Below are 26,767 nucleotides of genomic sequence, written 5' to 3' on the forward strand. Positions count from 1 at the left end.
CGTTACCTATTTGCATCGGTGGGTCATATTCAACGCCCTTTATTCAAAGAAGCAAGAGTAATGCAATGACAATTAAATCATTTTGGGTCGATCCCTATGCAACATCACATAGAACACAAGTTAAAAGTGTCGCTGGTAATGACATTGAATTAACTTCAACTATTTTCTTTGCGTTTTCTGGTGGACAAGAAAGCGATGAAGGCTCTATTGGTGGTTATCCTGTAATAGCCGCTAAAAAATCAGCATTAAATATCATCTATACACTACCTGAAGGACATCAGCTAGAAGTCGGACAATCCGTAGATGTGTTGATCGACGGAGAAAGACGTCAACGTCTTATGCGCCTTCATTTTGCCGCAGAACTTATCCTTGAATTATTTTATAAAGCGCATGGCAGTATCACAAAAATTGGGGCGCATATTAGCCAAGATAAGTCTCGAATCGATTTTTTTTGGCCAGAGAATATTGCGAGTGCCCTTCCTGATTTTGCTGCAAAAGCGAATAAAATCATTCTTGAAGATCACCAAATTCAAACTGGGTTTGATGATGAAATTAATGAACGTAGATACTGGAAAATTGAAGGATTTTCTAAAGTTCCCTGTGGTGGCACGCATGTGAGATCCACAGCTGAGATTGGCACTATTAGTTTAAAAAGAGTGAATATCGGCAAAGGGAAAGAACGAGTAGAAATATATCTTAATGATGTTGAAGATAAGGTTACCTCTTTATGAAAAAAATTGCGTTAATATTAACTCCCGGCTTTGCTGACTGGGAATACTCACTCATTGCTGGAACAAGTGTCTATTACGGTGTTGAGGTGCGATTTTATTCTCCGATGCCGGGTATATTTCAGTCACAAGGCGGATTATCTGTCACGGTTGATGGCAGTTTGCAACAATGCTTAGCATGGCAACCCGATGTGGTGGTGATTATTGGCGGAACAATTTGGGAAACCCAAAACTCACCTGATTTGCGAGAATTCCTTCACTCATCTCATCATGAGAATGCCTCCATAGCCGGTATTTGTGGCGGAACGCTTGCGCTTGCTCGAGCGGGTTTGCTCAATGAAACTGCTCATACATCAAATAACCCTAACTTTTTGCTAGAAAATGCTGAAGGCTATATTGGCAATAGTCACTATCGTGATAGTACCGTTGCAGTGATTTCTGATGGCATTATTACCAGCCCAGGTTCTGCGCCAGTGAGTTTCACATCAGCAGTATTTCAAATGGCTGGAGTACCTATTTCCAGTATTAACCAATTAAAAGCAATGCTAGCGGCAGAACACCTCTAACATTGATTATTTTAATACGGCTTAAAACGAGTTTAACTCATTGAAAATAATTACTTTTAATGATTAAGATACTCATTAAATATATGTGCGCCTAGGATACGGATCACTTCTGAACGCTCATCTAAAGAAGAATCCCCTTTTCTAACATAAATACTAATAAATACAGGCTCATGATTATTTGACCAGACCATCGATGTTATTCCTCTGATCCCATAATCACTTGCGCCTGATCTATCTGCAATTTCCCATCCTTTAGGAAGAGAGGCTCTAAGCATATTGTCCGCGACTTTATTATTTATCATCCATTTTTTTAACTAATCTTTTGATGCATTACTGAGTACATCTCCAGTCAAAATATTCTTTATACTCAGACTCATTGCATTCGGAGTCGTTGTATCACGCAAATCCTCCACGGGATTAATAGTGAGTTCTGGCTCATAACGATCAGAACGAGTCACCGTATCTCCTATCGACCTCATAAATGCTGTAAGCCCTTCTGGACCTCCACCGGATAAAATAGCAAAATTTGCCCCAGTGTTATCACTGTATTCATTGGCGGCTTCGCAGGCTTTTTCTAAGGTAAATGGCTTATTGATATAATTCTTAGCAACCGGTGAATATGTCACGATATTCTGTTCAGTGACTATCATAGAGTGATTTAACGAAATTTTTTTGGCATCAAATTTTGCTAGGACATTAGCGCAGGCAATTGATTTTACTGTACTATCTAAGGGAAAACGCTGATCTCCATTTATAGAAACAGAACTATTATCTGAATATAAAATTGATAAACCTACTTTCCAACCTTCTTTTTCATATTGCTTAACTTGATCATGTAGAGTTAGCGCAAAAGCAGAAGATACAATCGGCATACTTAAAACTAATGTGGCGAGTGTTTTTAATCGTAATCGCATAAAAAACCTTAACTCTTTAAATATACAGGGATTATTTTTATCGCGATTATATTTTCTTTTGCATAATTAACAAATGATCATAATTTTTAGTAGCATATAGAAAAACTTATGGCTCCAATTGAACGGTCGAAATAGATATTACTCCGTCACTTTTTTCACAAACGTGGCATTGGCATCTAAAACTTTTCCGTCTTTGCTTATCGGTAACATTAATCCAATTTCTGTACCCGTTTCTTTATCCACTAATATTGAATGTGGCTCGTTTTTCTCGAAAAGATATTTTTCTCCCCATTGTCTAAAAGCAACGACTATTGGGAACAGATTTTCACCCTCAGACGTCAATATATACTCTTGATACGCGGTTCCATCAGAGGCTTCTTTCATTTCTAAAATATTGGCTTCAACCAATTTGCGTAATCTGTCAGATAAAATATTACGCGCAACACTTAAATTCTTTTGAAAATCACGAAAGCGCCTAATTCCATCGAAAGCATCTCGAATAATAAGTAATGACCAACGATCACCAATTAAATCCAAACTTCTAGCAACAGGACAAGGCGTTTGAGATACGGCATTTTTATTGGACATAAAATTCTCTTTTTAAATAAGTAAATTTCTAGTTGCATTTTAAAACTAGTTACCCTATTGTTCAACTGGTTTTAATTTGAAACTAGAATGCAGGTGTTAAATGAAAGAATTAATCGCAAGTCCCAATACCCATTGTCATATCAGCCATAGCCTTGAAACTAAATTATCCAATAGCCTTGTTCTGCTTTTTGCAGTTGCTAGCGGGTTAAGTGTGGCAAATGTCTATTACGCTCAACCATTGCTTGATGCCCTTTCACTTGAATTTGGTATAAGTAATGCCGCAATTGGCAGTGTGATCACTGTAACTCAAATAGGATGTGCTCTTGCCCTTTTATTCTTAGTGCCACTTGGCGATAAAATAGAACGTAAAAAACTCATGTTATTACAGTTGGTTGCGCTATTAATATCGCTTATTGCTGTAGGAGTGGCAAAGACGCCAATGACATTGATGATAGGAATGCTTTCTGTTGGGATGTTGGGCACGGCAATGACTCAAGGTCTTATCGCTTATGCGGCAAGTTCTGCTAGTCTTGGTGATCAAGGGCGAGTTATTGGTACTGCGCAAAGTGGTGTTTTTATTGGTCTGCTATTATCACGTACTTTTTCTGGTCTTATCAGTGATTTAGTAGGTTGGCGAGGGGTTTATATCTGCTCAGCTATCTTGATGCTAAGTATTGCATACCCACTATCGCGTCGCTTGCCAAACCTAAAAGTTGTGGCAAAAGATATAAAATATCATCAATTAATTTTCTCTCTATTTTATTTATTAAAAGAACAAAAAGTATTACAAGTTCGAGGATTTTTAGCTTTACTGATGTTTGCTGCCTTCAATATTTTTTGGAGCGCTATTGTTATTCCATTAAGTGATGCACCTTTTAATTATTCTCGTACAGTGATTGGCTCTTTGGGATTGGTTGGCGCTATTGGCGCATTAGTCGCTTCAAAATCAGGTGGTTGGGCAGATCGTGGTTATGGAAAACGAGTTAGCTTTTATGCGTTAGTTATTTTAATTTTAGCTTGGTTCCTAATATCATTAATAAATTGGTCAATATGGGCATTGGTTGTTGGTATTATTTTATTAGATGCTGGCGGACAAGCATTACATGTTACTAATCAGAGCATGATTTATCGCACTAAGCCGGAAGCCAACAGCAGAATGATCAGTTTATATATGATGTTTTATGCAATAGGCAGTGGTTTGGGCGCGATCAGTTCAACGGCAATGTATTCTTATGCTGGTTGGAATGGTGTTTGTATTTTAGGTGCATTAGTTAGTTTATTGGCGCTTATTATTTGGTGGATAACGCGCAATCGCTCTTTTTGAAATCACAAATATTAGAGGAAGGCTTTTTTAATATTTTATAATAAACAGTAAGTTATATTACTTCTTATTAAGAATATCAGCCTTCTTCTCTATTATTAATCTCTTATGATTTATAAAAACGACAATGAATTTATTAAGCAACCTGTAATTATATTCGGTTATGTACTTTCTTTTTTTATGGTCTGATTTCCATGCTCGATAATGAGTCATCATTAAAAGAATAAGTTTCAAATGTGTATTATAAATGACGAAACAAAGAATATTTATTTAAGTGTGATCATGTTATCACCTTACTAGTCGGATTCGTTTAATTCTATTATAAATGCTCGAAAAACCGCAAAAATCACGCCAGTGTCAGTTCTTTCCTATATTCGCTCTAATTACCCTGCTTTACGCTAACATTATATTTAATGTGAAAATAAATATTTATAAACGGAAACTAAGTATTTTTATTTATACTATGCGAGGATGAATATGAGAATTGTACTTTCTTTAATATTGAGTTCAACACTATTGCTCTCTGGTTGTTCTGCCTTCCTTTTTAGCCTAGGCAGCAATCCAGAAATGACACTGAGTAATATTAAATTGATGGAAAACACCACTAAACTAAAAGTGCCAGCTATACCACCAGGAACAAAAGATGGTGAATATTTACGTTATTATCCTGGGGGCCAAATTAAATATAAATCATGGGTAACTAAAGGTTGTTTTGACCGTTACGTTAATGCTTATTATGAAAATGGTAAATTACAAATGATCATACCACTGAAGAATTGTGAAGTTAACGGTGTGGTAAAAAGTTACCAGACTAACGGCAATATATACAGTGAAATTGCTATGCGTAACGGCTTACCGCATGGCGCTTTCAAGTATTATCATAATACACCTAAAAATAATGTTAATTTGCAGGGATATATAGAGAATAAAGCTCTTATTGGTGTAATAACTCAATATGATGAAAACGGAAAAGTGATTAATAAAGGTCAAGTGTTAGATGGTAAGGTTAAAATCTTAAAATAACCTGATTTGAGCTACCGGCTTTTTGTTATTTATGAAAGCCGGTTTTATTTTATTCTGCAAATACGATTTATCTCTTTTTTATATTAAAGTATTGAGCCAACGCTTTATAACCTTTCTCGCTGATAGTCACTTCTCTATATCCTTGATGCCGTGTTAACCACGCTTGTGCTTCTGCGTAATTAAGAAAAGCAGCACCAATTTGTCCGCCTAAATGGAAACGACGTTCACTCCAATCTAAACATGGGCAGCAAATATTACGAGAATGCTTTGCTTGAAATTCAAGACCCATATTTTTAAATCGCTCAAGACCGAGTGCTGTAATAGCGCGGCCGTCTTCTGTTATCCATTTTTGCTGACAAAGTGAATGGTAAATATCGACAGCAACTTCACCTGCTAAATGATTATAACAAGTTCGTGCCTTCCTTAAGTTTTTGGGCGTTGTGATTTTAGCTTGTGAAATATGGTCGGTTGAAAAGCTCATTAACTTTTCAATCACGTTGGCAATTTCATCGTTAGCTAATCGGAAATAACGGTATTTACCTTGGGATATGACAGAAATAAGGCGATTACTGAGTAGTTTTGATAAATGGCTACTTGCTGTAGAGGCAGAAATATCAGCCACAATACCCAGCTCAGTTGCTGTCCATGCCCTTCCATCCATTAATGCACAGAGTATTTTTACTCTGGAAATATCAGATATTGCTGCACCCACAGCGGCTATTGCTGATTCTACAGTATGTTGATATTCCGATTTCATCTCTGATTTAGCCATTTAAAAATTAAGCCCTTTGATAGCATGTCATTAATGGGGTAATAACGTTATTGTAGCAAGTTATCTAGCCTATTTAATTACAGACTTTCTGCATCAAATGAATATTCACGAGCCAAAGAAGCAATGCTAATTTTGTAAAAATCGAAAATAGACTCTCGACCTTCTTGTTGTGCACTTTTATGTAAAATATTTTTCTTCCATTGCAAAACAGCTTCTTCATTTTCCCACCAAGAAAGTGATAATAATTTTCCTTCGGTTGATAAACTTTGAAATCGTTCTATTGAAATAAATCCCTCAATATCTGTTAGTAATGGCTTTAAATCAGCCGCTAAAGATAAATAACGATCCTGTTTTCCTGATTTAATTTTGACTTCAAATATCACGGCAATCATTAGTGCTCTCCTTTAATTGGGTGATAGTGAGTGTATTGATAAAAAATAGACAACACTTCGATAATTGTTGAAATGAGAGTAATTATCTATTTTAAAAATAAAGCAGAAAGAGACTATAAACATCTTCTGATGAAACTAAATCTTCTGATGTGATTGACAAAGTTTTTTCACTAATAATGCTGTTGCTCCCCCAATTCCACCTATAACAGTGCCAAATATTAATAGATAGATAAACCCTGTATAATTACTTAAATTTATTCCCATAAGAGGAATAGTAAACATAATAGCAATGGCAGTAACTAATAAAGAATGTAGTATGGTTCGTTTATTTATTAAATAACCGGCTAAACAACCACAAAGAAATAATAAAACATAAAATATAATGTTTACAAGATACAGCACTTCCACGCTTGGTTGAGGATCTTTAAATATATAGTTAGTTATAATCTGCAAAATATATCTTGAAAATACAAAAAAAATTATACAAATAACATAGTTAAACCATAATCTATTTTTTAAGGGAAACTTAGCCATTTTATCAATCCTCTCCACATAGATAAGTGACCATCATCGAAACAGTAAATGAGCTTAGGCCACTGATCCAATGTGTATTTAATGGCTTTGCCCAGTGGACGAGACGCTAAGACAATTAAAGATCCATAAAATCATCATGTTCTGAATAATAGTTAAGTGCATTAACTAAATCATCTAATGTTGCAGATGGTTTTTGTTCTAATGCTAAATCAATAACATCCGCAAACTGCTGACCAGAGTATAAATAAACGAGATGATTCATTTGCACAATATCGGGGTAGATTTCGTTATCGTTATCATCAACGTCAGGATAATCTGCAATAAAATACTGTTGCCCTATTTTTAATTTGTTTTCAATATCATCCTCACCGTATAAACAAAAGTTATCATCTCGCAACTCAATTTGTTTCATTGCCAATATAATATCTGTTAGGTGATATTGGTGATCTTTTTGCAACATATATAAGCTCTCAGTCAATTTAACAGTAAATTATTACCGACAGCGTACAACGTTTATAGAGAGTGGCGCTATAACTTAGTCCTATTTTCGTGAGAATTGAACACATAAAACCCCTAAAATAACCAAACCAATCCCCAAAATCTTACTTAATGGAATCGAGTTTTGGCTCATACCAAACCAACCAAATTGTTCAATTAAAGTAGAAATAATGAGTTGCCCTGCAATCACCATCACAAAAAAGGTCGTGCTGCCAATTTTTGGTACTAGAATTAACGCAGACGTTAGATAAAGCATACCTGCAATACCGCCAAACCAGATCCAAATAGGTTGACTAAAAAGCTCAGTACTGAAATTAGGCTTAGGAACTTTAAAAATAAATAAGAGTGGAATTAAAACCGCAATACTGATTAACAGCGATATTGCACTTGCCCATAAAGGATGGCCTAATTGGCGCGCTAATATAGCATTACTGGCGGCTTGAATGGGCACCACTGCACCGGCAAGTAATGCCAAAACTGCGAGCAAAAGCCCAGATAATGATAGTGTTGACATAGTAACCTCTTAATAAATTACGACTAAAAATAAATTAAGGGGATGTTAGTCAATGATGTTATCTTGAGGAAATGAACAATTTTATAAGGCACTATTCGTGATATGAATAACTTAAGAAAACTAGATTTAAATCAGTTGGTTACTTTATTTTATCTATTGCGAGAACGCCATGTAAGTCGCGCAGCAGAGCGATTACATAAAAGTCAGCCAACGGTAAGTCATACGCTCAATAATTTAAGAGAGTTGTTTCAAGATCCGCTTTTAGTGAGAAAAAATGGGCAATATCAATTAACCAGTAAAGCGGAATCACTTTATCAACCACTGACTCAAGCATTGGAACAACTCGATAATCTTATTGCACAACAAGACTTTCAGCCGAAGGATTGTAAAAGACGCTTTAATATTGCGATGTCTGATTATGGTGCAACGCTAATTTCAACCAAGTTAATTCATTATTTACATACTTATGCCCCTGATGTTGATTTAAAAATTTGGCACAGCAGCCGAGAAGAAATGCAAAGTAAGTTAAATGAAGGAAGTTTAGATTTAGCGTTTGGGGTGTTTAATATTTTTGATAATACATTACGTTCGAAATCTATTTTTACCGATAAAATGGTAAGTGTGGTCGATAAAACAGTGTATCCCGAAAAAACAATAAATCTAACAGAGTGGCTGTTAGCGCCCCATATTTTAGTCAGTATGAAACCTTTCGATGCCAATGAAATAGACCATCAACTTCAATTAATACATCAACAACGCCGTATTGCGGTTACCGTACCCTATTGGCAAATTGCCCCTCAATTATTAGAAAATACGGATTTAATTTTGACGATTGCTGAAAAAGCCATTCCTAAAAATATGCGCCAGAAATTTTCTATATTTACCCCTCCCATTGATATTCCGGAATTAGAATTTCAGATGATCTGGCATCAACGTAGCGATAATGACAATGCGCTTAATTGGCTAAGAAATACCATTGTGGCACTTTTAAAAGAAGAATAAAAAATCATATTCTTCTTTTAAGTTGGTCTCTATTTTAAAAGTAAACTCAGTGTATTTATTCGCCCATTATTCCAATCAAAATGCACTAAACGCCCTGTTTTATCGAAAAAATACCATTGATTAAATTCACTTCGATATTGTGGCTCTAAGTTTGTTTGCCATTTAAGCTCGAAGGTACAGTGATTTTGATTGCTATATAAACGAAATATCGTTAATTCATCTTTTTGCCAATAAATTAACGTGGCTGTTCTTTTTATTAAATTAAATGAATGTTGTTCTTCAATAGATTGTGTATTAGGTAGTTGTAATCGTTGCGTATAGTGTGAGTCTGCTGAGGTTAGCACGCATTTATCATGCTTTACGCCATAGTATGAGTTAGACATAACATCATATTTTAATCCCTCATTTAAATGATGAGGTAGGCTTTCTCGTTGAGTTAACCTACGTTCAGGTAAATCATATGACCAGCGTTCTTGGGGATCACTATTAATGAGCCAATATTCAGTATCATTGTGGCGAAGGATCTCGATAACATCGCCATTCAAGGCATCTACATTCCAAACGATTTTAAAGTCATTTTTAGTATCAACAACTTGTACTGTATTGTTACTGGCAATAGTCCAAAAAACACCATCAAAAACACGAGTAAAAACAGTGCATTTTAGAGTGCCAAGCTCTTGAATAGAGTGCGTTGTGATTGCTAATGAATTAATTTGGAAATAATCGCCTCTTGGCGCTAATAATAAAGCACTTTGGTGATTTTCTGCGATAACAATATGATAAGTTGGCGTTAAATCATGCCAAAGTTTTTTCCCAGCTGCATCAGTTAATAACACTCCAGATCCACCCAAAGCGATAAGATATCGGTGATCATTTAAGGCAACGACATCATAAATAGCGTAAAGCCCTTGTTCTGGAATAGTCGCTGAAATAAAGTGATTTTGTGCATCTAAGGAATAACGTTTAGCCTCAGGAATATCACTATAAGGCATATCTGTTTTTAATAGTTTATTGGTACTTTTATGAATGAGTTGGCTAATTTCTTTTCTTTCTAGCACAGAATTCGCACTATATTGATCAACAATAATGGGTCGAATAAGTTGGTTAATTAGTTGTTCTGTTAATTTAGTCTGCTTAGGCAGTGCTAATAGCTCTCTGACTAAAATGGCGCGTTGAATAGTTGCAAGTGGATCGTTACATACTTTTTTAATATCATCTTGATATAAATGAAAAGTATCAGGTAATAGAAATGCTGATTTTACAAGACTGCGTAGGCTTAATTCTCCACCAGCTTGATAGGCTATTTCTAACCAATGCTTGGCTTTATTACGGCTGATTTCATTGTTTAATTGCCAGATAATATCGATAGCTTGTAAATAATCTTCACAGTCAACCAGATATTCAGCCCACTCTTCACGCATTTTATCTGCAATATCAGGATGTTTTTCTTGTAACTGTAATACGACGTAGGAAAAAGCATTGTGTAGGCGAGCATAAATAACAGCAGAATCAATATCGCCCGCTAAGCAATATAAACGAATAATACGATCAGGTCGCATTCCCCACATCCGTGCCAGTTCCGCCGCGTGTTGATAGCGTTGAAAGCTTTCTAAATAACTCAGAGCTTCTTCTTTTTCTTGTAACAATTCAGCGAGAACAAACAGCGCTTCTTCATTACAGCCAGCTTTATCCAGCTTTATAAACTGTTGACGATAAAGTTGTTTTAAATAATTTTGCAGTTCATCCCCAAGATAAAGACTTTTATACCCTTGTTGATCGGCTGATATCTCTAGTTTATTTCGCCCTTTTAATCTCCCTAAATAAGGTGAAGGCGTTGTTTCTTGGTTTTCTTGATATTGACTAAGCGGAATACCATGACGCAATGCTTGATCGACATTACCGTCTTCAAACATTTTCATCATTTTATTAATATAATCCGCTTGTTGCTTACTCATCATAGAGGCTAATCCACTTTTAATTGAAAGCTTATTTAGCCAACGTTGCCACGGTGATAATTGAGATATCGCTTTAGATGAAGAATGCATTGCATTACGATTTTGAGGCGCCAGAAATTTATTAATGATTTTCTGAGTCAGTGATAATGATGCTTTTGCATGAGGTGCTTGTGTTTGAGATGACGACGAAGCGTTTTCAAATACAGTTTTTATAAATTGCTTTTGTTGATCTGCCGCCGGTGGAATATAGTCACCAATAATTGTTCTAATATTTTTCTCTTCTGACAATGCTTGAGGTTTTATCTCATATAGACTGGCGTAGTTATCAGTTTCTTCAAAATGAATCTCTTTAATATCAAGATAATCAGCAAGTGAGAGAGGTTCAGCTTGTGAAAATAGAAGCGTTGTTACAACACCACTACGCACTAAAGCAAGATCTGCATAAGGCAGTTTTTTTATCTCATCATTATCTAGAGGTGCTGTGCTATAAAGGCGACCGTAACGAATTAAAGGCCATCCTTCAATGGATGAGCAATCCACTGTTTTATTTTCAGTAAAACAGAGAACATCTCCTTGTTCGAATCGATAAATACGACAGTTAGCTTGCCAATGTTTTATTAAATAAGTCAGCCGTTGAGTTTCGTTAAACCAGTCATTCGGTAGCCATAAACCTTCAATTTGGCGATATCCCAATAACATTGGATGACGAATATAATCGTTATGCATTTTGGGTGTCACCTTCTTGTTCAATGGTATACAGATTTAGGCGTAATTGTTTTTGGTATACATCATAAACAACGACTTGAGCATGATCCGTTAATGCAGCAAATAGGCCTTGAGATGGGCTAAATGAGTAACGTGTAAACGGATTATCTGCACGATATAAGATTTCTATCTCACCTTTTGAATAACTGGCAATGTTTCGTTTGTTTGGGCTGATCATCAAAATATTTAAGGTGGTTAAATCTTTTTCTATAGAGCCATCGAGTGTTGGATAAAAAAGTCCTATTCCTTGCCATCCTTGAGGTAAGTCTATTTGATAGCCATAAACCTCATCAATTTCCATATTATAAACATGCCAACTTTGTCGATTAGTGCCTAGCGAAATAGCACAAGAGATTGATTTAGAACCATTGGTATATTTATGGTGATAAGCAAATAATACAGCTCTTTGATAGGAAATAAATTGAGTAAAATAGAGTCGGTGTTGGTATTTCTTATGAGAAAAGTTTGCACCCGTGACCATTTGGACTAATTCACTACTGTCATTGAGATAAATATACACAAGTAAGTTGTCTGCTATTTTCTCTATACCAAGGACTTTCTCTTCAACGATTTTAAAGCCGTTTTTTTCTTCATCATAAATATTGGATGAGAAAGCGACTAGCCGTCTTGCTCTATCATGAACAAATAAGCTGGAATATTCTTCCTTATTCGATAAATAAGCACTGGCAAGTGTATTACCCCGTCCAATACCTGCTGAAAACTCTTCATCCGAAGGTCGAGGTATATAAGAGAGTTTGGGTAATTGCCAAAAGTAGAGGCCATTGTTATTGGAAAGTAATGCGCCCACTTTTTTTCCGTGACACTGTAACGCTAAAATAGTATAACCATCAGGATACATTTGGTATACAAACGGTTTTTTAAGCGGATTGTTTTGATTCAATCTATTGAACGGTGGAATTTTAATAACCACTAACCCAGGTTTACCTAATAAAGTGACACCCACTGCGCTACCATGAAATGAGATAACAGGTGAAAACATCAGTGACATTTTGTGTTCATGTTGATGTGTATTTTGCACTGAAGGCGGTCTTAATTGCCCTTTTAATAATCGTGAACTTAGTGCTCTAGGTGGCGTTGGCAATACAATATGGCGCTGAAAATGCGGCGTGCGAATTTTGACATCAATCGTTTTATTGAAACAATCATCTGCCGTTAATTCGATATGATGGCTTGATGCAATCTGTTTCAATATAGGTTGTTTTAATATAGATTGTTGGTGAGCGCCTGTAACTAACCAAATCTCACCGTTTTGTACATCAACATCTTCTGCAATAACGTTTTGCCAATGCGCGATGTTTTCTTGTAAAACAGGTGAATAAGTCCGACGAGTCAATAATTCGTGTAGATCATTTATGGTATTTAACGGCATTAATGGAATGATTGATTGCAATGTTCCCCACATTAATGTGCAACCCGCTTTTTCTGCCCGTTGTGCCAATATAATAAGCATTGCAATATGCACTAGGCGACATTCACCCAGTTGCGAAATACCGGTATCAAAAAGCACAGTGATCTGATTTAAAGATTGTTGAGATTTATAGTTTGGTGCCAAAAAGAGATGTTCTGCATTAATGGCGCGTCTCATAAATTCATCAGGTACTTCATCAGCCATTAACCATTCACTAAGTAACAGGTTTTGATAATTACCTTTACGCTGTATTTGCCCTATACCATCTTGTTCAGGTAAGCCACCGAGCTGCTTTCCCTGTACAGGACCTAATAGACGACTTAGGCGTTGTAATAGGTCAGAGAATGCAGGAATTAATTCGGGATCTAACCAGCTAAGCCAAGTTTGCCAAGGTTGTAGCGCTTCGGGCAACGATGTAGGTTGTGTTGTGGGTAATGACATGATGATAAACCGATCCTTGTATCACATTATATTTCACTCAAAACACAATTGGGTGAGTGTATCCCGTAGCGTTGGTGTTAACGTCCACTGATTATCTAAAGGGATCACCGTTTGAGGTGATGGTAAGAGTAATAGTGGTTGGCGTTTAAACTGCTGGACTAAGGCTTGCTCCACCAGCCCATTAGGTAATAAAAGCTGTTGATGTATAGGGAGCCATAATTTTGCTGTTTCAGTAGATGGCGCAATCAGCGTTATATTTTCAGCCCAAGGTAAATCAGCCTGTTTCCCTAACACAATAAGTCGATATTGACTGGTGATCACTTTTAACCGTTGTTGCTGAACATCAGGCAAATGAATAATGCGTTCAATAAGCTGTTTAGCCGTTATACCTGTTGCAAACACCCCTTGTGGTTTAGGAGGCGTTGCATTAGGTTGCCAAGTCAGTGGAAATGTTAGGCTCATAATAAGTGACTAAACTGTATCGCTAATTGTGTACGTAATATGGCAAGCTCTTCACTTAACATCTCGGTTGAGAAGTTGGCATCTATTTCTCGTAACGTCAGTTCAATATCCGCTTTAGATACGGGCTCTGCATTGAGAACATCTGTTGCTCTTTCAATTAAACGGTTCATACGAGATTGAGGTTGTAATGTCGCCTCTTCTACGGAGCTAAATAGTCGAGAATTCATTGAAAGTGAGAGTTCTTGTCGTAAGATTTCACGTCCTTGTTGCTGGGCATCTTCAGTAGGCAGTACATACAGTAAAGGCCAGAGATCTTGCTCTGTCGCAGTCTCTCGATTATTGAGTACGGTTGCGGCAGCAATAAGACGCTGAACACGAACAATACGTCTATCTGAAAGCGTGATCCCTGCATTTCTTAATGAACGCACAGCATTAGCCAGCAATGGTCTAACTTGCGTTAAATCGACATTCTTAACCGCAAGGTGCAATTCATCTAATTGAGCAATATCGAGTTGAGCTGAAAGTTGAGTCAGGCTTGAAGCCCATCCGCCTTCGAGCATAGCTTCTAATTGGTGATCGGGTACTGAATCAATAAAAAGATGAATAAGAAAGCGATCTGAGAATGCGCCAAGGTTCGGATCATCAGGCAAACTATTAGCCGCACCAATACACACTTTTAATGGACTAATAATATCGGTATGACCACGCTTAAATCGACGCTCATTTAAAATGCCTAATAAGGTATTTAAAATTGCAGTCGAACCCAGAAAAACCTCATCAAGAAAAACAATATCCGCTTCAGGTAACATTCCTGTGATATCGGTTTCGACTTTACCTTCTTTTAGTTTTTTGAGATCAACAGCACCAAATAACTCTGAAGGTTCGGTAAAACGCCCCAAAAGGTATTCAAAATAACGTCCGCCCAATGTTTGAGAAACTCTACGGACAACGGCACTTTTCGCTGTACCTGGAGGGCCGATAACAAGTAAATGTTCATGAGCAACTGCGGCTAAAACAACCAGTTCAGCAAGTTGCTCACGTCCAATCATACCTTGCGTTGAGTGTTGTATTGCTTTGCGAATATTATCGATAATTCCATTTATATTTGATGTCATATGTTTACGCACAAATTAAGAGTTTAACGGCGAGATACCTGCATTATGTAAGTTTTTATTTTCTGACTCAACTTCTCAATCAATGGAAAGTATTAATTTTATTAACACTCTTTTCTTCTTTCTGTTGCAATATCAAATGCCAAACTTCTTAAATTAGGTGAATGATTAATTAATGCGCGATGCGTTGAGGCTTGGCTAATAAAGGCAAAGCTCTCTCCCCAAGGATGTTGATAGCGATCACGTACAATAGGCGCTCGCCAATATTGTAATAACCCCTCTAAAGGAAGGTGGTCGTCACCGACTGTTAATGTTTGAGCCGCTAATTGCGGAAACTCACGTTTAATATCTTTGGCTTGTAAATACCAGCGATCTCGACCATAAATGGCGGCTTTTAACGTGATATTGTTATCGCTCAAATACCATACTTGTGGCACAGTTTGTTCATCTGCGTTAATTCCTGAAACCGCATCAGTAAAGCGTTTAGCACATTGTAGATTTTGTGCCAGCGCCTCTCTTACTCGCTGATTCTGTGCTGAACTGATTGATGTTTTATAAGGGCCTAAGCGATAGTGCTCCCAACATGCTTCATCATAGATATCAAAATCACTTAACGCTCTGCCGTAGCTATCGATTACCACAGGATCAGGTGGCAATAACTGGTATACAAAAGGACAACCGCAAACATCATCAGGAGAGAATCCATAAAGATAGCGACTTCCTGCGTAATAACCTGTCTCCATCATGGATAATGCTTGAAATGTACCGTGCCAAGGTGGACCAAAAGCGTACCATTTAGCTACTAATGCCCTGTTTTCTGGCGTGGTATGGCGTAACCAATAGCGTATTGCGAGATTAGATGCAGATTGTGCAATAAAAATAAAAGGCTGGTTCTCACCAAAAATAGTTTTCAGCCGATTAACTTCTCTATCAATAGCATCCACCAGCAATCGATGATCAGCTCGCCAGTCATGGGCAAGGAAAAACAGATCTTGCCCTTCGCGATAACCTAATGCTGTTTCAAGCACATCTTTAAGCTCTTGAGTGACAAGTGTGCTCACTAAATAAGGAACAATCGAAAATGCGTGCAATTGCTCGGTGGCTAATACGCGAGGTGAATACTGAGCGTTGGGATGTTCATATTCATAATCACTTTTTGTAAAAACACTACGATGATCACCCCAAATAAAGGCCTGCTTTTGTCTATCAAAAAGCTTAGTCCCTAAAATTCCCGGTAAATAAATAATAGGAAGATTCGGGACTTTATCATCAAGTTTCGCTTTACGAATTTGAGCCGCAATAAGCTGAGCACGTATTAATGACCATCCTCTATTAAGTGGCATATTTTTAGCGTCCTTTTAATGGAATAAGCGTGATCGGCACATTTTCGCTACCAAGATGCGTTTTTTCGGCTTCAGTAACAGGAAAATGAGCGCGATCGTAAACCTCAAACAGCTGGCAAGGTTCATTTTGGTGATGATAAAGACGAATACCCTCTGCTTTAGGGCTACTTTTCGACAACATAAAGCGATGACAACTATTGGTGCTTATTGGACCAACAGGCTCTCCCTGCCGAGTGATAAATTGATAATAAATCGGCGAGTCATTTTTTTGTTCAATATGACATGCCTGAACAGGACCGCGGAAAGGATGTGTAATACAGATAAAATCATCAGGGATATGTTCTGATAATTTGTCGGTGTTAGATCCAGCCCAAGGTAAAATAATGGAAGGCTGAAAATGACAGTGAGGACACTGCCCATTTTCTAAGTGAGATTGTGCAATTAACCCACTGCGTTTCACTAACAAGGTGTGACATTCTGGGCAATAAGAGTTTGCGCTGTCTGTATCAAACACATTCCCCACATAAACATAGCGCATACCTTCATTTAAGGCTTGCTGACGAGCTTGTTCAAGAAAAGGAATCGATGTGCGTTCAACGTGGCGATATTGGTAATCAGGATGGAAACGAACATAGTGCAATGGAATATCGGCATCAAGATACCTCAGCATCCAATCTGTGACTTTCTTCGCTTCTTCCAGAGAGTCATTACGCCCTGTCACACATAAGTTAGAGACTTCAAGGTGCGGGCTATTTGTGGATTTACGCGCATCATAAACTTGTTTAATACCATCAAGAACGGGCTGTAATCGCCCTCCTGTATGTTTACGATAAAAGCTATCTTGCATTGATTTTAATGAAATACTAAAGATATCCATCACACCTAGTAATTCATCAATACCTTTCTCGCTGATATAAAAGGCACTTTTATAGAGATTTTTTAAACCATGTTCACGGGCAAGCTTCGCCGTATCCATAACAAATTCATGCCAAACAATCGGATCGTTATAAGTCCACGACAAAACACGAATATTATGTTTTAACGCATAATTGACCACATCTTCAGGACTGTAGTAAGCCACATTACTATCTTGTACATAACGGGCTTGGCTCGTACTCCAGTTTTGGCAAAAATCACAACGTAACATACAGCCAATATTACCTAACGATAAAATACGTTCACCGGGTGCATAATGGTAAACCGCTTCGGTTTCTATCGACTCTTGTGTCATGGGGACAGATTTACCGTAGTTTAGCGTGACTAAACTGCCATTTTCATTGCGTCTTAACTTACAAGTCCCTGTACGACCTAAGTTAATTTTACATGCTCGCGGGCAAAGCTCACACTGAATGCGATCATTTGAAATAGGATGCCATAAGCGTGCAGGATGCCCTGTTTGTTGCCATTGCTTCATTCTTGCCATGAGTTATTCCTTTTTATCATTACAATGATGGTTATTTTCACAAAAAGGCAAAACGGTTTTTTGTCGGGTTCCTGTTTGCCAACATTCCAATACATGACGCAATTTCCAGTAAAAAGGATTTCCTTTTGCTGGCGTGTTAATTAAATAGTGACATTCGCCTTGCGGAGTTAAATGGGCGATCAATTTAAAACCGGGACCAAAGGTATAAGGCTTGGTTTTAATGGTGTCGCTATTCCCTATCTGGGATTGCGTTAAGAAATCAGCATTCTGCCTTGTGGCATGAATGGTTTCTCGATTACCGCCTTGATAAGGGTAACGACCCGTTAATAGACGATTAAGCCACAATGGTTTTTTGATACTATGCTGAAATTCAACGTAAGGACGTTCCATTTTCTGACTGGCAATTAATGCACTGGCATAGGTTTCACGAATTAATGTAGAAAGCGCCTCTTGTTCAAACTGCCAATCTTGAAGATGGTATTGCAGAATATTGAGAATACTCCAGCGACAACTTGGCCAGAAGTCTGTATATAGTGCGCGTGATCCTCTCTTTAGCACCTTTCCTAAGACTCTATCTGTAAGATGCTGTATCCATACATCAAAAAGCCGTGATGCGTTGAGTTGTTGAGTAACGCAATCCCACTGAGACAGCATTTTATCTTCAGGTATATAAGGTAATAAAAAAGCGAGCGCTTTTTGGGCGAACAGATCTTTTTTATCATCTTGCATCTGACGAAAGGTTTCAAAAGTATGCTGTTGAGTTTGCTGAATAAGTTGCTCAATACGTAAAGCCCTTGTCGGTGGATGCCAACGATTAGATAACGCCGGTTTTCCATCAAAGAGTGACGTACTATATTGATTAGCGTAAAGGACATACCCGCGTTCAGGATTGTATTCGGCGGGCAAATCATCGAAAGGAACATAACCTTGCCACTGATGTAATGGCTCCGTCAAACTGAGCACTAAACTGCCTAATTCGCTATGGCGCTTAGGAATATATCCCATACTTTGTAAGCCAATATCACCGTGGATATCGGCATATCCCACCATCATAGGGGAGTTTTTTACATGTCTTAAAGCTTCTCTAAATGATGTCCAGTTATGGCATTTTGCAAGCTGATAAAAAGTAATATCGCCACTTGGATTATCTAATGCAGGCCAGCGTAAAAATAAACCATAGCCCGCTTTTTCAGACATTAATCGACCTTGTGAATAATCATAAGTCACAAAAGTATGTTGACGTTTTGAGGTTAAGCCAATGGTGTGAGTTCTTTTTGTTAATGGCTCCCATCCCTGTATGGTTTCGACCTTCTCATTTTCTAAATCAATGCGTCCCCAAAATAAATCTTGGTTATCCGCCATAATGCCGACCATTCCCCACGCGGCATGAGTATTGCGTCCCACAATAATGCCCGGCGAACCCGGAAAATGTGAACCCATCACACTTAAGCCTTCTTTACTCTCTAAACGGCATAATAGATTAAAACTTGGGTTAACATGCCCCATATGGGGATCGGCAGCCAACATTGGTTTGCCAGACTCGGTAAGCGAACCATTGACGGCAATTACGTTAGAACCAGTATCTGGTGATGCTAAACCTAAATGTTGTAAGCCTTTTAATCCCTCTTTAAACGCAGCAATCACTTCAGGATAATATTCACTCTGTTCATCTAAAGGAAATGGCGGGATTTGCTCTCCTTCAAGGCTAAAGGTAGATAAAAGTTGCTGATGTTGAGATGGCGTCAGTCGATTAGCTAAACGAGTGTGAAATAATTCATATTGCCAAGCTGAATTAATAAAATATTTCAGTTGCCCTAACAGATAGCTATCTGTTGTGGTAAATAATTCGGGCTTGTAGCGTAGTAATAAACACTCTATTGGGCGAATTTTTAGATCTTTTATAGCTTGGTTTATGCCTGCAATATACGCGGTAATATGTTGAAATTGAGTCGCTTGCCAGCTATCGGGTGGCGCATTTTTATCATCAAGTTCTGCTATTTTGGCAAGTTCAACCAAGCCTAATCGACGTTGGAAAATATCTGTTCTAAGCGCACCGTTTCCCATCACTTCACTTAAACGACCGCTAGCGACTCGACGTGATAAATCAAGTTGCCACAAACGTAAATAGGCTGCGCCATAACCTTGCCCATAAAAAACCGCATTATCTGTATCACCTTTGATACTCAGCAGTTGCTCTGTTTCTAGTGACAATGTCACGTTACCCCATTGCGAAGTGAGCGTCCTTGGCTTCATTTGGACTCCTTATTCATCAATGTGTATTGGTTAGCAATACTTTGGGCATAATCCTTAAAGTCATTTAATGGTTCACCCGCTGTCCATCCTAATAGCTGTTCTGCTTTAGAAGATGAATAGGTATAGGTGCTTCCATCCATAATACGTAGTGCTTCACAGGAAAGTGGCATGGAAAAACCAAGCAAGGCGAGCTTATCCATCAACCATGCTAAAGGTCGTAAACTACTGCGATTTTTTATCGGTAATGGCGCGGTTTTTTGTATTTCGCTAAGTAGTGTGAAAATTTCAGGCATAGAGAAAACATCACCAGTAAACAGCACTGTTTCTTGAGGTTTATCTAAGGCAAGTAAGCGTAATAAGCCATCACATAATTTATCTACATGGCAGAGTTGAAAAGTACTGTTTGTACTAACTTGAAACGGAATTTTTTTATTGAAAAAAGCAGATAACGTCTGTGCTAAAACGCTATTGTCACCTTGACCAAATACACCGCCACAAATTGCGATTTTAATCGGCATTCCTTGTTGCTGGTGGCGTTCAACTAATACATGGGCAACTTGCTTTGTTTCTTCATAATAACTACGAAAATAGCCATTATGACGATGAGTTTCATCAAGCAATACCCCTTGAGTTTCGCCTAATGCAGCGGTGGTACTGGTATATAAAATCTGAGAAATTTGCGCTCTTTTGGCTTCATTAAGCAAATTCAATGTGCCAGTGACATTGGTTTGATACATCTTTTGATGTTCAGAACGACTAGGTGCAATTCCTACGCGATAATCAGCAGCTAAATGAATAATAATATCTTGCCCAATAAGTGCATCGCGATATGTATCAGGTTGGAGTAAATCTCCTTTTATCACGTTTACATCCGCTGGCAATATAGGGCGATCAGGGTGAATTTTATGGGGATCACGACACAATACCGTTAATTCATCACCAAGCTCTGCAAGCTTAGGTAATAAATAAGAGCCTATAAATCCATTTGCACCAGTGATAAATATTTTCCGTCTATTCAATGTGATTACCCTTCCTGATTAATAAAAAACACCAGTGTGGCTAACATAAAAAAGCCATCATGCGTTGCGGTCATCGGGCGAGAATGCATCGAGCCAATTGGACAATAGCGAGTGAAGCTATATTGTTGTGGTGAAATTGACGAAAGTGAGCCGTGATAACCCAATGTTTGTAAGCGTGCAAACCACTGTTTTTGAGCTAGCTGCAAATGATGCGCTACGGGACCGACAATCAATTGAAAACCAAAATTAAGCCAATATTGAGGTGCAAATTGAGTGTGGTAAGTGATCCCCCAGCCTGAATTTGCATTGTAAAGTGTGGGTTTTTCATTATTGAGTAAGTCACGAGACAATGAATATTCGTGCGCTTGCGCCATTTGTTGAAGCTTTACTGTTTCTGGCAATGGGGATAATGAAGGTAATGCAATAGAAAGTTGCTGATAAAGCTGTTGAGCGCAGTTTTCATTCTCTAATAAGATAAAACGCGGTGAGCTACAAACTTGCTGTCTAAATAAACAAACGTCTTTTAAAATAAGGGAAATATCAGGTAATGAATGACCTAAAATAGCCATTGCACTTATTTTTGGCCCTAGCTCAATTAGTTTAATCTGTGCTGGTGCCACTTTGCGATAATGCTGAATAAGCGCATCACCCCCCGCCAATAAAATAGCTTCAACCCCGTTAAGAACAAGCTCATCATTTTGATTTTCACTTGACCAATCAAGAATTTCACACTCATTTTCATTTAGACCTAAATAAGCACGTAAAAGATAAAGCCATTGTGTTGATAATCGCGCTTTTATTCGGATAGGACTACCAATTAAATAGCCCGCAAGTAGTGCTTCTAATGTACCTAGGGGATCTTTTTCTGATACCACAATTAATAGTTTATTCGGCGCTCGCCAGCTTTTGCCCCCCAATTCATTAGCCACTTTTTGCGCTAATATGTCGCTATAAGCCCACTGTGTTAAACGGTTAAGGCAGAATGCTTGCGTCAAGGGATCATCAGAGAATAGCCAATTCTCATTAAGGCAGTGTATTAAACACTGTTTAATGTTTGCTAAACGAACGTGTATTGCTTCTGTCATTTTACCTGTGCCGCACAAGTGCCCTCTGGTGAAGTCGCTCTGCCGATATAGTGAATATAGGGTAATGGATGACCACAAGCGCATTGTGTGCCCCATAAACCTAAGTCTTGGGTTAATAGGCGCTGAGAAGCTAATGAATCAAAAAAAGGATTTTCAAGTTGGATAAAGCCTACTTTCCTTTCTGGTGCTCGATCACCTGTTTCATCAATAATGGCAAAACGAGAGTAAGCAGGAACGTGGAAATGACCTTCACTGCAACTAATGTAGTGTAAAGGATGCTCTGTCATGCCATAAATATCACGAATATCAACATTGGGAGCATGTAAGGTTTCTTTCAATCCTTGAATAATATCTGGGCGTTCTAGCTGTTTTGTCATCCCTTTCCATCCCCCGCCTGTTAGCCCTTTAATCGGCGATAATAGAGTGAATGTATCAGGGCGACTTAAGCATAAATGTTCAAAGAAAAGGGTTAGCCCAAGAATATAGATAGGCGCTGGATCATTCGCCCAACGTTGTAATGTTGACCATGCTAGTTTTGTATCAAATTGACCGTGTTCTGACACAGTGAAAACCAGCTCTTTAATGGGAGCACATTGGGTAAATTTTAAGAAAGCTGTCGCAAAACCAGCATGATCGCCAGATTGAGGATCAGGAGACAACATGAGAAAACGAGCGGGAGTGGTTGATATTAAACCGTTGTGATAGAAAATCTGCGTCATTGCAGTTTCAATGCGCTTTAGGCTAACATCATCAAAGAAAACTTGTGTCTTTCCTTGTTGCCCTGTTCCTGAACTGTTTAGCCAGATACCGTTACGATGTGTGGGAGTGGCTAAATCCATAGTTTTAAATAAATTAACTGGAATAACTGGCTGAGGCATTTTTTGCCATAATGATTGATAGTTAGCATTATTTTGGCGATGCCAGTTATCAGCTTCATTCATAGATGCAGTAAAAAGCGCATCATCAAAACTATCAACAGCATAAGGTTGAGCGAGATTAACTAAATTATCCATCTGATGATGCTGTTCTTCTGACATGTTGTATCCTTACATTGATAAGGGCTATATCAACATAGTCATCAATTATTCTTACTTATTGAATGTAATTATTCTTAAAACAGGAAGGATGTGATTAGATTTCACCATTCTTATGTTTTATATCACATTGTTTTATCTAGATTGAATAATCGCAATCTGACAAAAAGGTGTTTCTGCTTAAAAATAAAGAAAACACCTTAAAAATAAAGGTGTTCTCTTTGATGATTATTATGTGTAGTTCACTATTTTGCGTGAACGTAGTAGAGCTTATCCATTAACTTTTTACGAACGTCATTTGCAATAAAACTGGCATTAAGAGCATCAATATTACATTGCTGAAAGTCTTTTTCGCTCCAACCAAAAATATCATGTAATAACTGATACTCTTTATTTAACGAAGTATTGGCAACTGTTCGCGCATCAGTATTAATATTTAATTTAACGCCCTGCTTTTTTAGCTGATTAACGGGATGTCGATCTATTTGCTCATAGATATTGCAGATAATATTACAACTTGGGCAAACCTCTAATAATATATTTTGAGATTTAAGCCTGTTAATGACTTCATTATCTTCAATACTTCTTACACCATGACCAATTCGAGTAACATGCAGTTTATCCAATGTTTCAGTAACGCTTTCAGCGCCTTTCGCTTCCCCTGCATGAGCAATTAAATTCCCTCCTGATTTTTTAACATAATCAAAAGCAGCAATATGATTATCTAAAGAAAAACGCGCTTCATCAGCCGCTAAATCAAGTGCGACAACACCTTTATTAAGGTATTCGACAACTAACTTGGCGGTTTGCAGACTCTCGAACGCACTAAAATGACGCAATGTGCATAAGATCAATCCCGCTTTAATATCGTATTTTTGAGATGCTTTATTCATTGCTGAAATAACAACTTCAACAACGTCTTTATCTGTTAAACCCTGTTTTGTGTGTAATAACGGGGCAAAACGGATTTCAGCATAAATAACATTGTCTGCTTTCAACTGATAAAACAGATCGTCAACAGCCAGTGTAATTGCTGATTTAGTCTGCAAAATATCAATTTGAGGCGTGACTTTACTTAAAAAATCGCCCAAATCAAAACAGGGTTTATGAGCAACAAATTGCTGATTAAATTTATCAAAGCTTATTGTTGGATCTAGCTGTTTAATATAAAAATAGCTTAAACAGGTGTCTAAATGCACATGAAGCTCAACTTTAGGTAATAAACTGGGATTGAATGTCATTAATATAGTCTCTAAATATTAGGAATATCATGATAGTAATAATCTCCACCAGCCTAAAAAAGGACATATGTCCTTTTTTGAAAAGTATGCTATTTTCGATAATAAATTGAAGCTTGATCGTGAAAGGAAAATAAAAGTGAAAATAGTTAATGATGAAAAAAAACGTAACGCTTTTATTTTAATGCATCAACTTGATACTTATTTATCTGATGCGTTGTTGTCTTCTATGCGATTAATGGAAGTGAAAACGGGGGAATATTTAATAACGCAAAATAGCCAAGCAACACATTTATACTGTCTAGTGGAAGGCAAATTACAGATTGAACGTTATGAAATAAACGGTGAGCATGTGGTTTTTTCTTTTGAGCAAGCTTTCTGTGTTATTGGTGATTTAGAACTGTTTTCAGATAAAGATGAAATGGTGTTTAGCACTGTACAAGCCTTAGTTCCTTCCTATTTATTAGCGTTACCTCTTTCCATTGTCAGACAAAAAGCATTGCAAGATGCTAATTTTCTCACCTTTATTTGCCAGCAGTTAAGCCAAAAACTTTATCAATCTTCATTAAGACACTCTCAATCACCCTATTCTTCAGAATTCAAATTGCGCCGATATTTATTTTTTAAAGCACGACAAGAAGGACTCTCTTTTCAATTAGAAAAAAGAGACTCATTAGCGGCAATGCTTGGGATCTCAACCAGACAATTAAACCGCGCTTTAGCGCATCTAGTCAGTATTAAGGCGATTAAATTAAAGAGTAAATCGATAACAGTGTTGGATTGTGAATGTTTGTCTCAACTTAATGGCTTGGCTCTATAAACATGTTATTGATAAACAATTTCAAGATCTAACGTGGCATTTGCTGTTCCGGGAAAAACGTCCTTCTCCATTTGCTTGTAATAACCCCTAAAATTCAAAGTCACTTCACCCTCATTTTTTGCGGCACTAACCACAGTATTACGTTTATTTAATTCTAATGTCGTCCAATTACTGCCATTAACGCTGTACTGTGTTTCAACGCCAACACCTTTGGCAGTATCAGATGATGTATTTAATGCCAGTACGGTGCTATTTCCTGAAAATGCACTGCCTTTAGGCGTTAAAATAACGGGCAAACCTTCAGGACAATCTAAGGTTATATGCCAATCTATTTTTTCGCTCGTTGAATGAATTTGTCCGCCAAAACCATTTTCACTAAGGGAGATATGCCCAAGGTTAACGTCTTTAATTTTAGATGACTCTAATATGCAGGTGCTCGCTAATAACCCGTATTACAGATTAATTTTCTTTAAATAAAGTAATAGTAAATAGAAATGGTATTATTCATTATGGCTAAAGAGTTAATGAACCTGTTGCAATCAAGCTTTAAACACGATGGTTATAATGGAATGATAAAACTTAAAAATGAGGATGGAGTATCATGAAAATACAATATAAAAAGATGGCCACTTATTTTTCATTTCTATTTATTGTTTTAGTATTGGGTACGTACTATTGGCTTAAATTACCCTATTCTTTTTCTTATCAGCGTCAACTTGCTACTGATTTTATTAATAATATCAATAATGAAGAATATGAGCAGGCATTTAGTCTGACACAACAAAATATGTATACAGGAAAAACATTAGAAGAGTTTAAAGCTAAAGTGATGAGAGAAATCCCTGCTTCTGGATATCAATTTGCTTATAGTTTTCCAAAACAAACAAATGGGAATCGTCTACGTCGCTGGTTTAATGGCACGGAAGTGGAAATGCAGGATGTGAACATCGAATTTAAAGGTCCTACTGATCTTCGGATCACGCTAAGGCATACTGACGATGACAAATGGGAAATCTTTTATATTACGAGCCATGCGGGATAACAACGCATCATCTCTATTTTATTCAGTTCATTTTATTGCCACTCTCACGGCTTTCTTGTACTCTGCATCGCTTCTTCTATTTCATTGTAGGTAAAAATAGTAATGACCGGACACGTTTCTAAAGATCCTTTGCATGGCGTTACTCTCGAAATGCAAGTAAATGCGCTGGTGGCTAAATATGGCTGGGCTAAATTAGGTCAACTTATCAAGATTAACTGCTTTAGAAGCGATCCTAGCGTGAAATCAAGTTTGAAATTTTTGCGCAGAACCCCTTGGGCACGCGCTGAAGTGGAAGCGCTCTATCTTGATTCTCTTGAAGCTGATATTGATGATGTGATTGAAGTTATCGACCACCCAGATTGTGATCCTTGGGCGAATAGCCGTAGAAAGTAATCATATTAGATTATTTTGTAGAAAGATTGATATGGGCTTTATATAACAAGATTGATGGTAAGTTATTTTATATAATTATAAAAATAGCGCTTCTTACTATG

The 26,767-nt window shown here is 37.5% G+C and carries 28 protein-coding genes; 8 read left to right on the plus strand and 20 right to left on the minus strand.

What is annotated here, in order from left to right; all coding sequences use genetic code 11:
- The first annotated feature begins 65 nt into the window (after nucleotides 1–65).
- A complete protein-coding gene (locus D7029_RS08835) occupies nucleotides 66–731 on the plus strand; it encodes an alanyl-tRNA editing protein (protein ID WP_194952436.1) in 666 nt (221 codons plus the stop codon).
- Nucleotides 728–1,294: a DJ-1/PfpI family protein gene (locus D7029_RS08840; protein ID WP_194952437.1), complete on the plus strand. Its 567-nt coding sequence runs from the start codon at nucleotides 728–730 to the stop codon at nucleotides 1,292–1,294. The genes D7029_RS08835 and D7029_RS08840 overlap by 4 nt, the downstream gene beginning before the upstream one ends.
- A 56-nt stretch (nucleotides 1,295–1,350) precedes the next feature.
- Here the strand turns inward: D7029_RS08840 and D7029_RS08845 are convergent, their stop codons facing one another.
- The 3 genes from D7029_RS08845 to D7029_RS08855 all read right to left on the minus strand — a co-directional run bounded on the left by D7029_RS08845 (nucleotide 1,351) and on the right by D7029_RS08855 (nucleotide 2,796).
- On the minus strand, nucleotides 1,351–1,596 hold the full coding sequence (locus D7029_RS08845; protein ID WP_201161576.1) for a hypothetical protein: 246 nt from the start codon (nucleotides 1,594–1,596) through the stop codon (nucleotides 1,351–1,353).
- 12 nt (nucleotides 1,597–1,608) lie between these two features.
- Nucleotides 1,609–2,208, minus strand: a complete 600-nt coding sequence (locus D7029_RS08850; protein ID WP_201161577.1) for a serine hydrolase — start codon at nucleotides 2,206–2,208, stop codon at nucleotides 1,609–1,611.
- A gap of 138 nt (nucleotides 2,209–2,346) precedes the next feature.
- Nucleotides 2,347–2,796 (minus strand): winged helix-turn-helix transcriptional regulator, encoded by a 450-nt coding sequence (locus D7029_RS08855; RefSeq protein WP_194952438.1) that lies wholly within the window; start codon nucleotides 2,794–2,796, stop codon nucleotides 2,347–2,349.
- Between the two features lie 100 nt (nucleotides 2,797–2,896).
- On the opposite strand from D7029_RS08855, the gene D7029_RS08860 reads away from it, so the two are divergent.
- Nucleotides 2,897–4,120: an MFS transporter gene (locus D7029_RS08860; RefSeq protein ID WP_194952439.1), complete on the plus strand. Its 1,224-nt coding sequence runs from the start codon at nucleotides 2,897–2,899 to the stop codon at nucleotides 4,118–4,120.
- Nucleotides 4,121–4,594: 474 nt separating this feature from the next.
- Nucleotides 4,595–5,140 (plus strand): toxin-antitoxin system YwqK family antitoxin, encoded by a 546-nt coding sequence (locus D7029_RS08865; protein WP_165123873.1) that lies wholly within the window; start codon nucleotides 4,595–4,597, stop codon nucleotides 5,138–5,140.
- 67 nt (nucleotides 5,141–5,207) lie between these two features.
- Here the strand turns inward: D7029_RS08865 and D7029_RS08870 are convergent, their stop codons facing one another.
- The 5 genes from D7029_RS08870 to D7029_RS08890 form a co-directional block, all read right to left on the minus strand.
- Entirely contained in the window at nucleotides 5,208–5,912 is a 705-nt protein-coding gene (locus D7029_RS08870) for an ArsR/SmtB family transcription factor (protein ID WP_194952440.1), read from the minus strand.
- A gap of 77 nt (nucleotides 5,913–5,989) precedes the next feature.
- Nucleotides 5,990–6,304 (minus strand): antibiotic biosynthesis monooxygenase family protein, encoded by a 315-nt coding sequence (locus D7029_RS08875; protein ID WP_194952441.1) that lies wholly within the window; start codon nucleotides 6,302–6,304, stop codon nucleotides 5,990–5,992.
- Nucleotides 6,305–6,439: 135 nt separating this feature from the next.
- Nucleotides 6,440–6,838 carry a hypothetical protein gene (locus tag D7029_RS08880; protein ID WP_194952442.1) on the minus strand — a complete coding sequence of 133 codons (399 nt, stop codon included), beginning with the start codon at nucleotides 6,836–6,838 and terminating at the stop codon, nucleotides 6,440–6,442.
- Nucleotides 6,839–6,953: 115 nt separating this feature from the next.
- Nucleotides 6,954–7,298: a DUF7716 domain-containing protein gene (locus D7029_RS08885; protein WP_194952443.1), complete on the minus strand. Its 345-nt coding sequence runs from the start codon at nucleotides 7,296–7,298 to the stop codon at nucleotides 6,954–6,956.
- A gap of 81 nt (nucleotides 7,299–7,379) precedes the next feature.
- Nucleotides 7,380–7,850: a DMT family transporter gene (locus D7029_RS08890; RefSeq protein WP_194952444.1), complete on the minus strand. Its 471-nt coding sequence runs from the start codon at nucleotides 7,848–7,850 to the stop codon at nucleotides 7,380–7,382.
- A 102-nt stretch (nucleotides 7,851–7,952) separates the two neighbouring features.
- Here D7029_RS08890 and D7029_RS08895 point away from each other — a divergent pair, with 102 nt between their 5' ends.
- Nucleotides 7,953–8,852, plus strand: coding sequence for a LysR family transcriptional regulator (locus D7029_RS08895; RefSeq protein WP_194952445.1), 900 nt, complete (start codon nucleotides 7,953–7,955; stop codon nucleotides 8,850–8,852).
- Between the two features lie 29 nt (nucleotides 8,853–8,881).
- On the opposite strand, the gene D7029_RS08900 is transcribed toward D7029_RS08895, so the two are convergent.
- The 11 genes from D7029_RS08900 to add form a co-directional block, all read right to left on the minus strand.
- Complete coding sequence (locus D7029_RS08900) at nucleotides 8,882–11,533, minus strand: bpX6 domain-containing protein (RefSeq protein WP_194952446.1); 2,652 nt, start codon at nucleotides 11,531–11,533, stop codon at nucleotides 8,882–8,884.
- The gene (locus tag D7029_RS08905) at nucleotides 11,526–13,442 is read right to left on the minus strand and encodes a hypothetical protein (protein ID WP_194952447.1); all 1,917 of its coding nucleotides are present in this window, start codon (nucleotides 13,440–13,442) and stop codon (nucleotides 11,526–11,528) included. The genes D7029_RS08900 and D7029_RS08905 overlap by 8 nt, the downstream gene beginning before the upstream one ends.
- Nucleotides 13,443–13,475: 33 nt before the next feature.
- Nucleotides 13,476–13,904: a hypothetical protein gene (locus tag D7029_RS08910; RefSeq protein WP_194952448.1), complete on the minus strand. Its 429-nt coding sequence runs from the start codon at nucleotides 13,902–13,904 to the stop codon at nucleotides 13,476–13,478.
- Entirely contained in the window at nucleotides 13,901–15,019 is a 1,119-nt protein-coding gene (locus tag D7029_RS08915) for an AAA family ATPase (RefSeq protein ID WP_194952449.1), read from the minus strand. The genes D7029_RS08910 and D7029_RS08915 overlap by 4 nt, the downstream gene beginning before the upstream one ends.
- A gap of 101 nt (nucleotides 15,020–15,120) precedes the next feature.
- Nucleotides 15,121–16,359 carry a lipase/acyltransferase domain-containing protein gene (locus tag D7029_RS08920; RefSeq protein WP_194952450.1) on the minus strand — a complete coding sequence of 413 codons (1,239 nt, stop codon included), beginning with the start codon at nucleotides 16,357–16,359 and terminating at the stop codon, nucleotides 15,121–15,123.
- 4 nt (nucleotides 16,360–16,363) lie between these two features.
- Entirely contained in the window at nucleotides 16,364–17,782 is a 1,419-nt protein-coding gene (gene amrS, locus D7029_RS08925; RefSeq protein ID WP_194952451.1) for an AmmeMemoRadiSam system radical SAM enzyme, read from the minus strand.
- A 3-nt stretch (nucleotides 17,783–17,785) separates the two neighbouring features.
- The gene (locus tag D7029_RS08930; RefSeq protein WP_194952452.1) at nucleotides 17,786–20,035 is read right to left on the minus strand and encodes a penicillin acylase family protein; all 2,250 of its coding nucleotides are present in this window, start codon (nucleotides 20,033–20,035) and stop codon (nucleotides 17,786–17,788) included.
- Nucleotides 20,032–21,054: an NAD-dependent epimerase/dehydratase family protein gene (locus tag D7029_RS08935; protein WP_228766757.1), complete on the minus strand. Its 1,023-nt coding sequence runs from the start codon at nucleotides 21,052–21,054 to the stop codon at nucleotides 20,032–20,034. The genes D7029_RS08930 and D7029_RS08935 overlap by 4 nt, the downstream gene beginning before the upstream one ends.
- A 5-nt stretch (nucleotides 21,055–21,059) precedes the next feature.
- A complete protein-coding gene (locus tag D7029_RS08940) occupies nucleotides 21,060–22,139 on the minus strand; it encodes an acyl-CoA reductase (protein WP_194952453.1) in 1,080 nt (359 codons plus the stop codon).
- Complete coding sequence (locus D7029_RS08945) at nucleotides 22,136–23,176, minus strand: hypothetical protein (RefSeq protein ID WP_194952454.1); 1,041 nt, start codon at nucleotides 23,174–23,176, stop codon at nucleotides 22,136–22,138. Before D7029_RS08945 ends, D7029_RS08940 begins: the two co-directional genes overlap by 4 nt.
- 242 nt (nucleotides 23,177–23,418) lie before the next feature.
- Entirely contained in the window at nucleotides 23,419–24,414 is a 996-nt protein-coding gene (add, locus tag D7029_RS08950) for an adenosine deaminase (RefSeq protein WP_194952455.1), read from the minus strand.
- Between the two features lie 136 nt (nucleotides 24,415–24,550).
- Between add and D7029_RS08955 the strand changes: the two genes are divergently transcribed.
- Entirely contained in the window at nucleotides 24,551–25,231 is a 681-nt protein-coding gene (locus D7029_RS08955) for a Crp/Fnr family transcriptional regulator (protein ID WP_194952456.1), read from the plus strand.
- 5 nt (nucleotides 25,232–25,236) lie between these two features.
- Here D7029_RS08955 and D7029_RS08960 read toward each other — a convergent pair whose 3' ends face one another.
- A complete protein-coding gene (locus tag D7029_RS08960; RefSeq protein WP_194952607.1) occupies nucleotides 25,237–25,659 on the minus strand; it encodes a fimbrial protein in 423 nt (140 codons plus the stop codon).
- Nucleotides 25,660–25,832: 173 nt separating this feature from the next.
- Here D7029_RS08960 and D7029_RS08965 point away from each other — a divergent pair, with 173 nt between their 5' ends.
- On the plus strand, nucleotides 25,833–26,273 hold the full coding sequence (locus D7029_RS08965) for a hypothetical protein (protein ID WP_194952457.1): 441 nt from the start codon (nucleotides 25,833–25,835) through the stop codon (nucleotides 26,271–26,273).
- Nucleotides 26,274–26,375: 102 nt separating this feature from the next.
- On the plus strand, nucleotides 26,376–26,666 hold the full coding sequence (locus tag D7029_RS08970) for a VF530 family DNA-binding protein (RefSeq protein ID WP_165126643.1): 291 nt from the start codon (nucleotides 26,376–26,378) through the stop codon (nucleotides 26,664–26,666).
- The last annotated feature ends 101 nt before the right edge of the window (nucleotides 26,667–26,767 follow it).

The organism is Proteus vulgaris (assembly GCF_016647575.1).
In the GTDB taxonomy this organism is placed as follows: Bacteria; Pseudomonadota; Gammaproteobacteria; order Enterobacterales; family Enterobacteriaceae; genus Proteus; species Proteus mirabilis_B.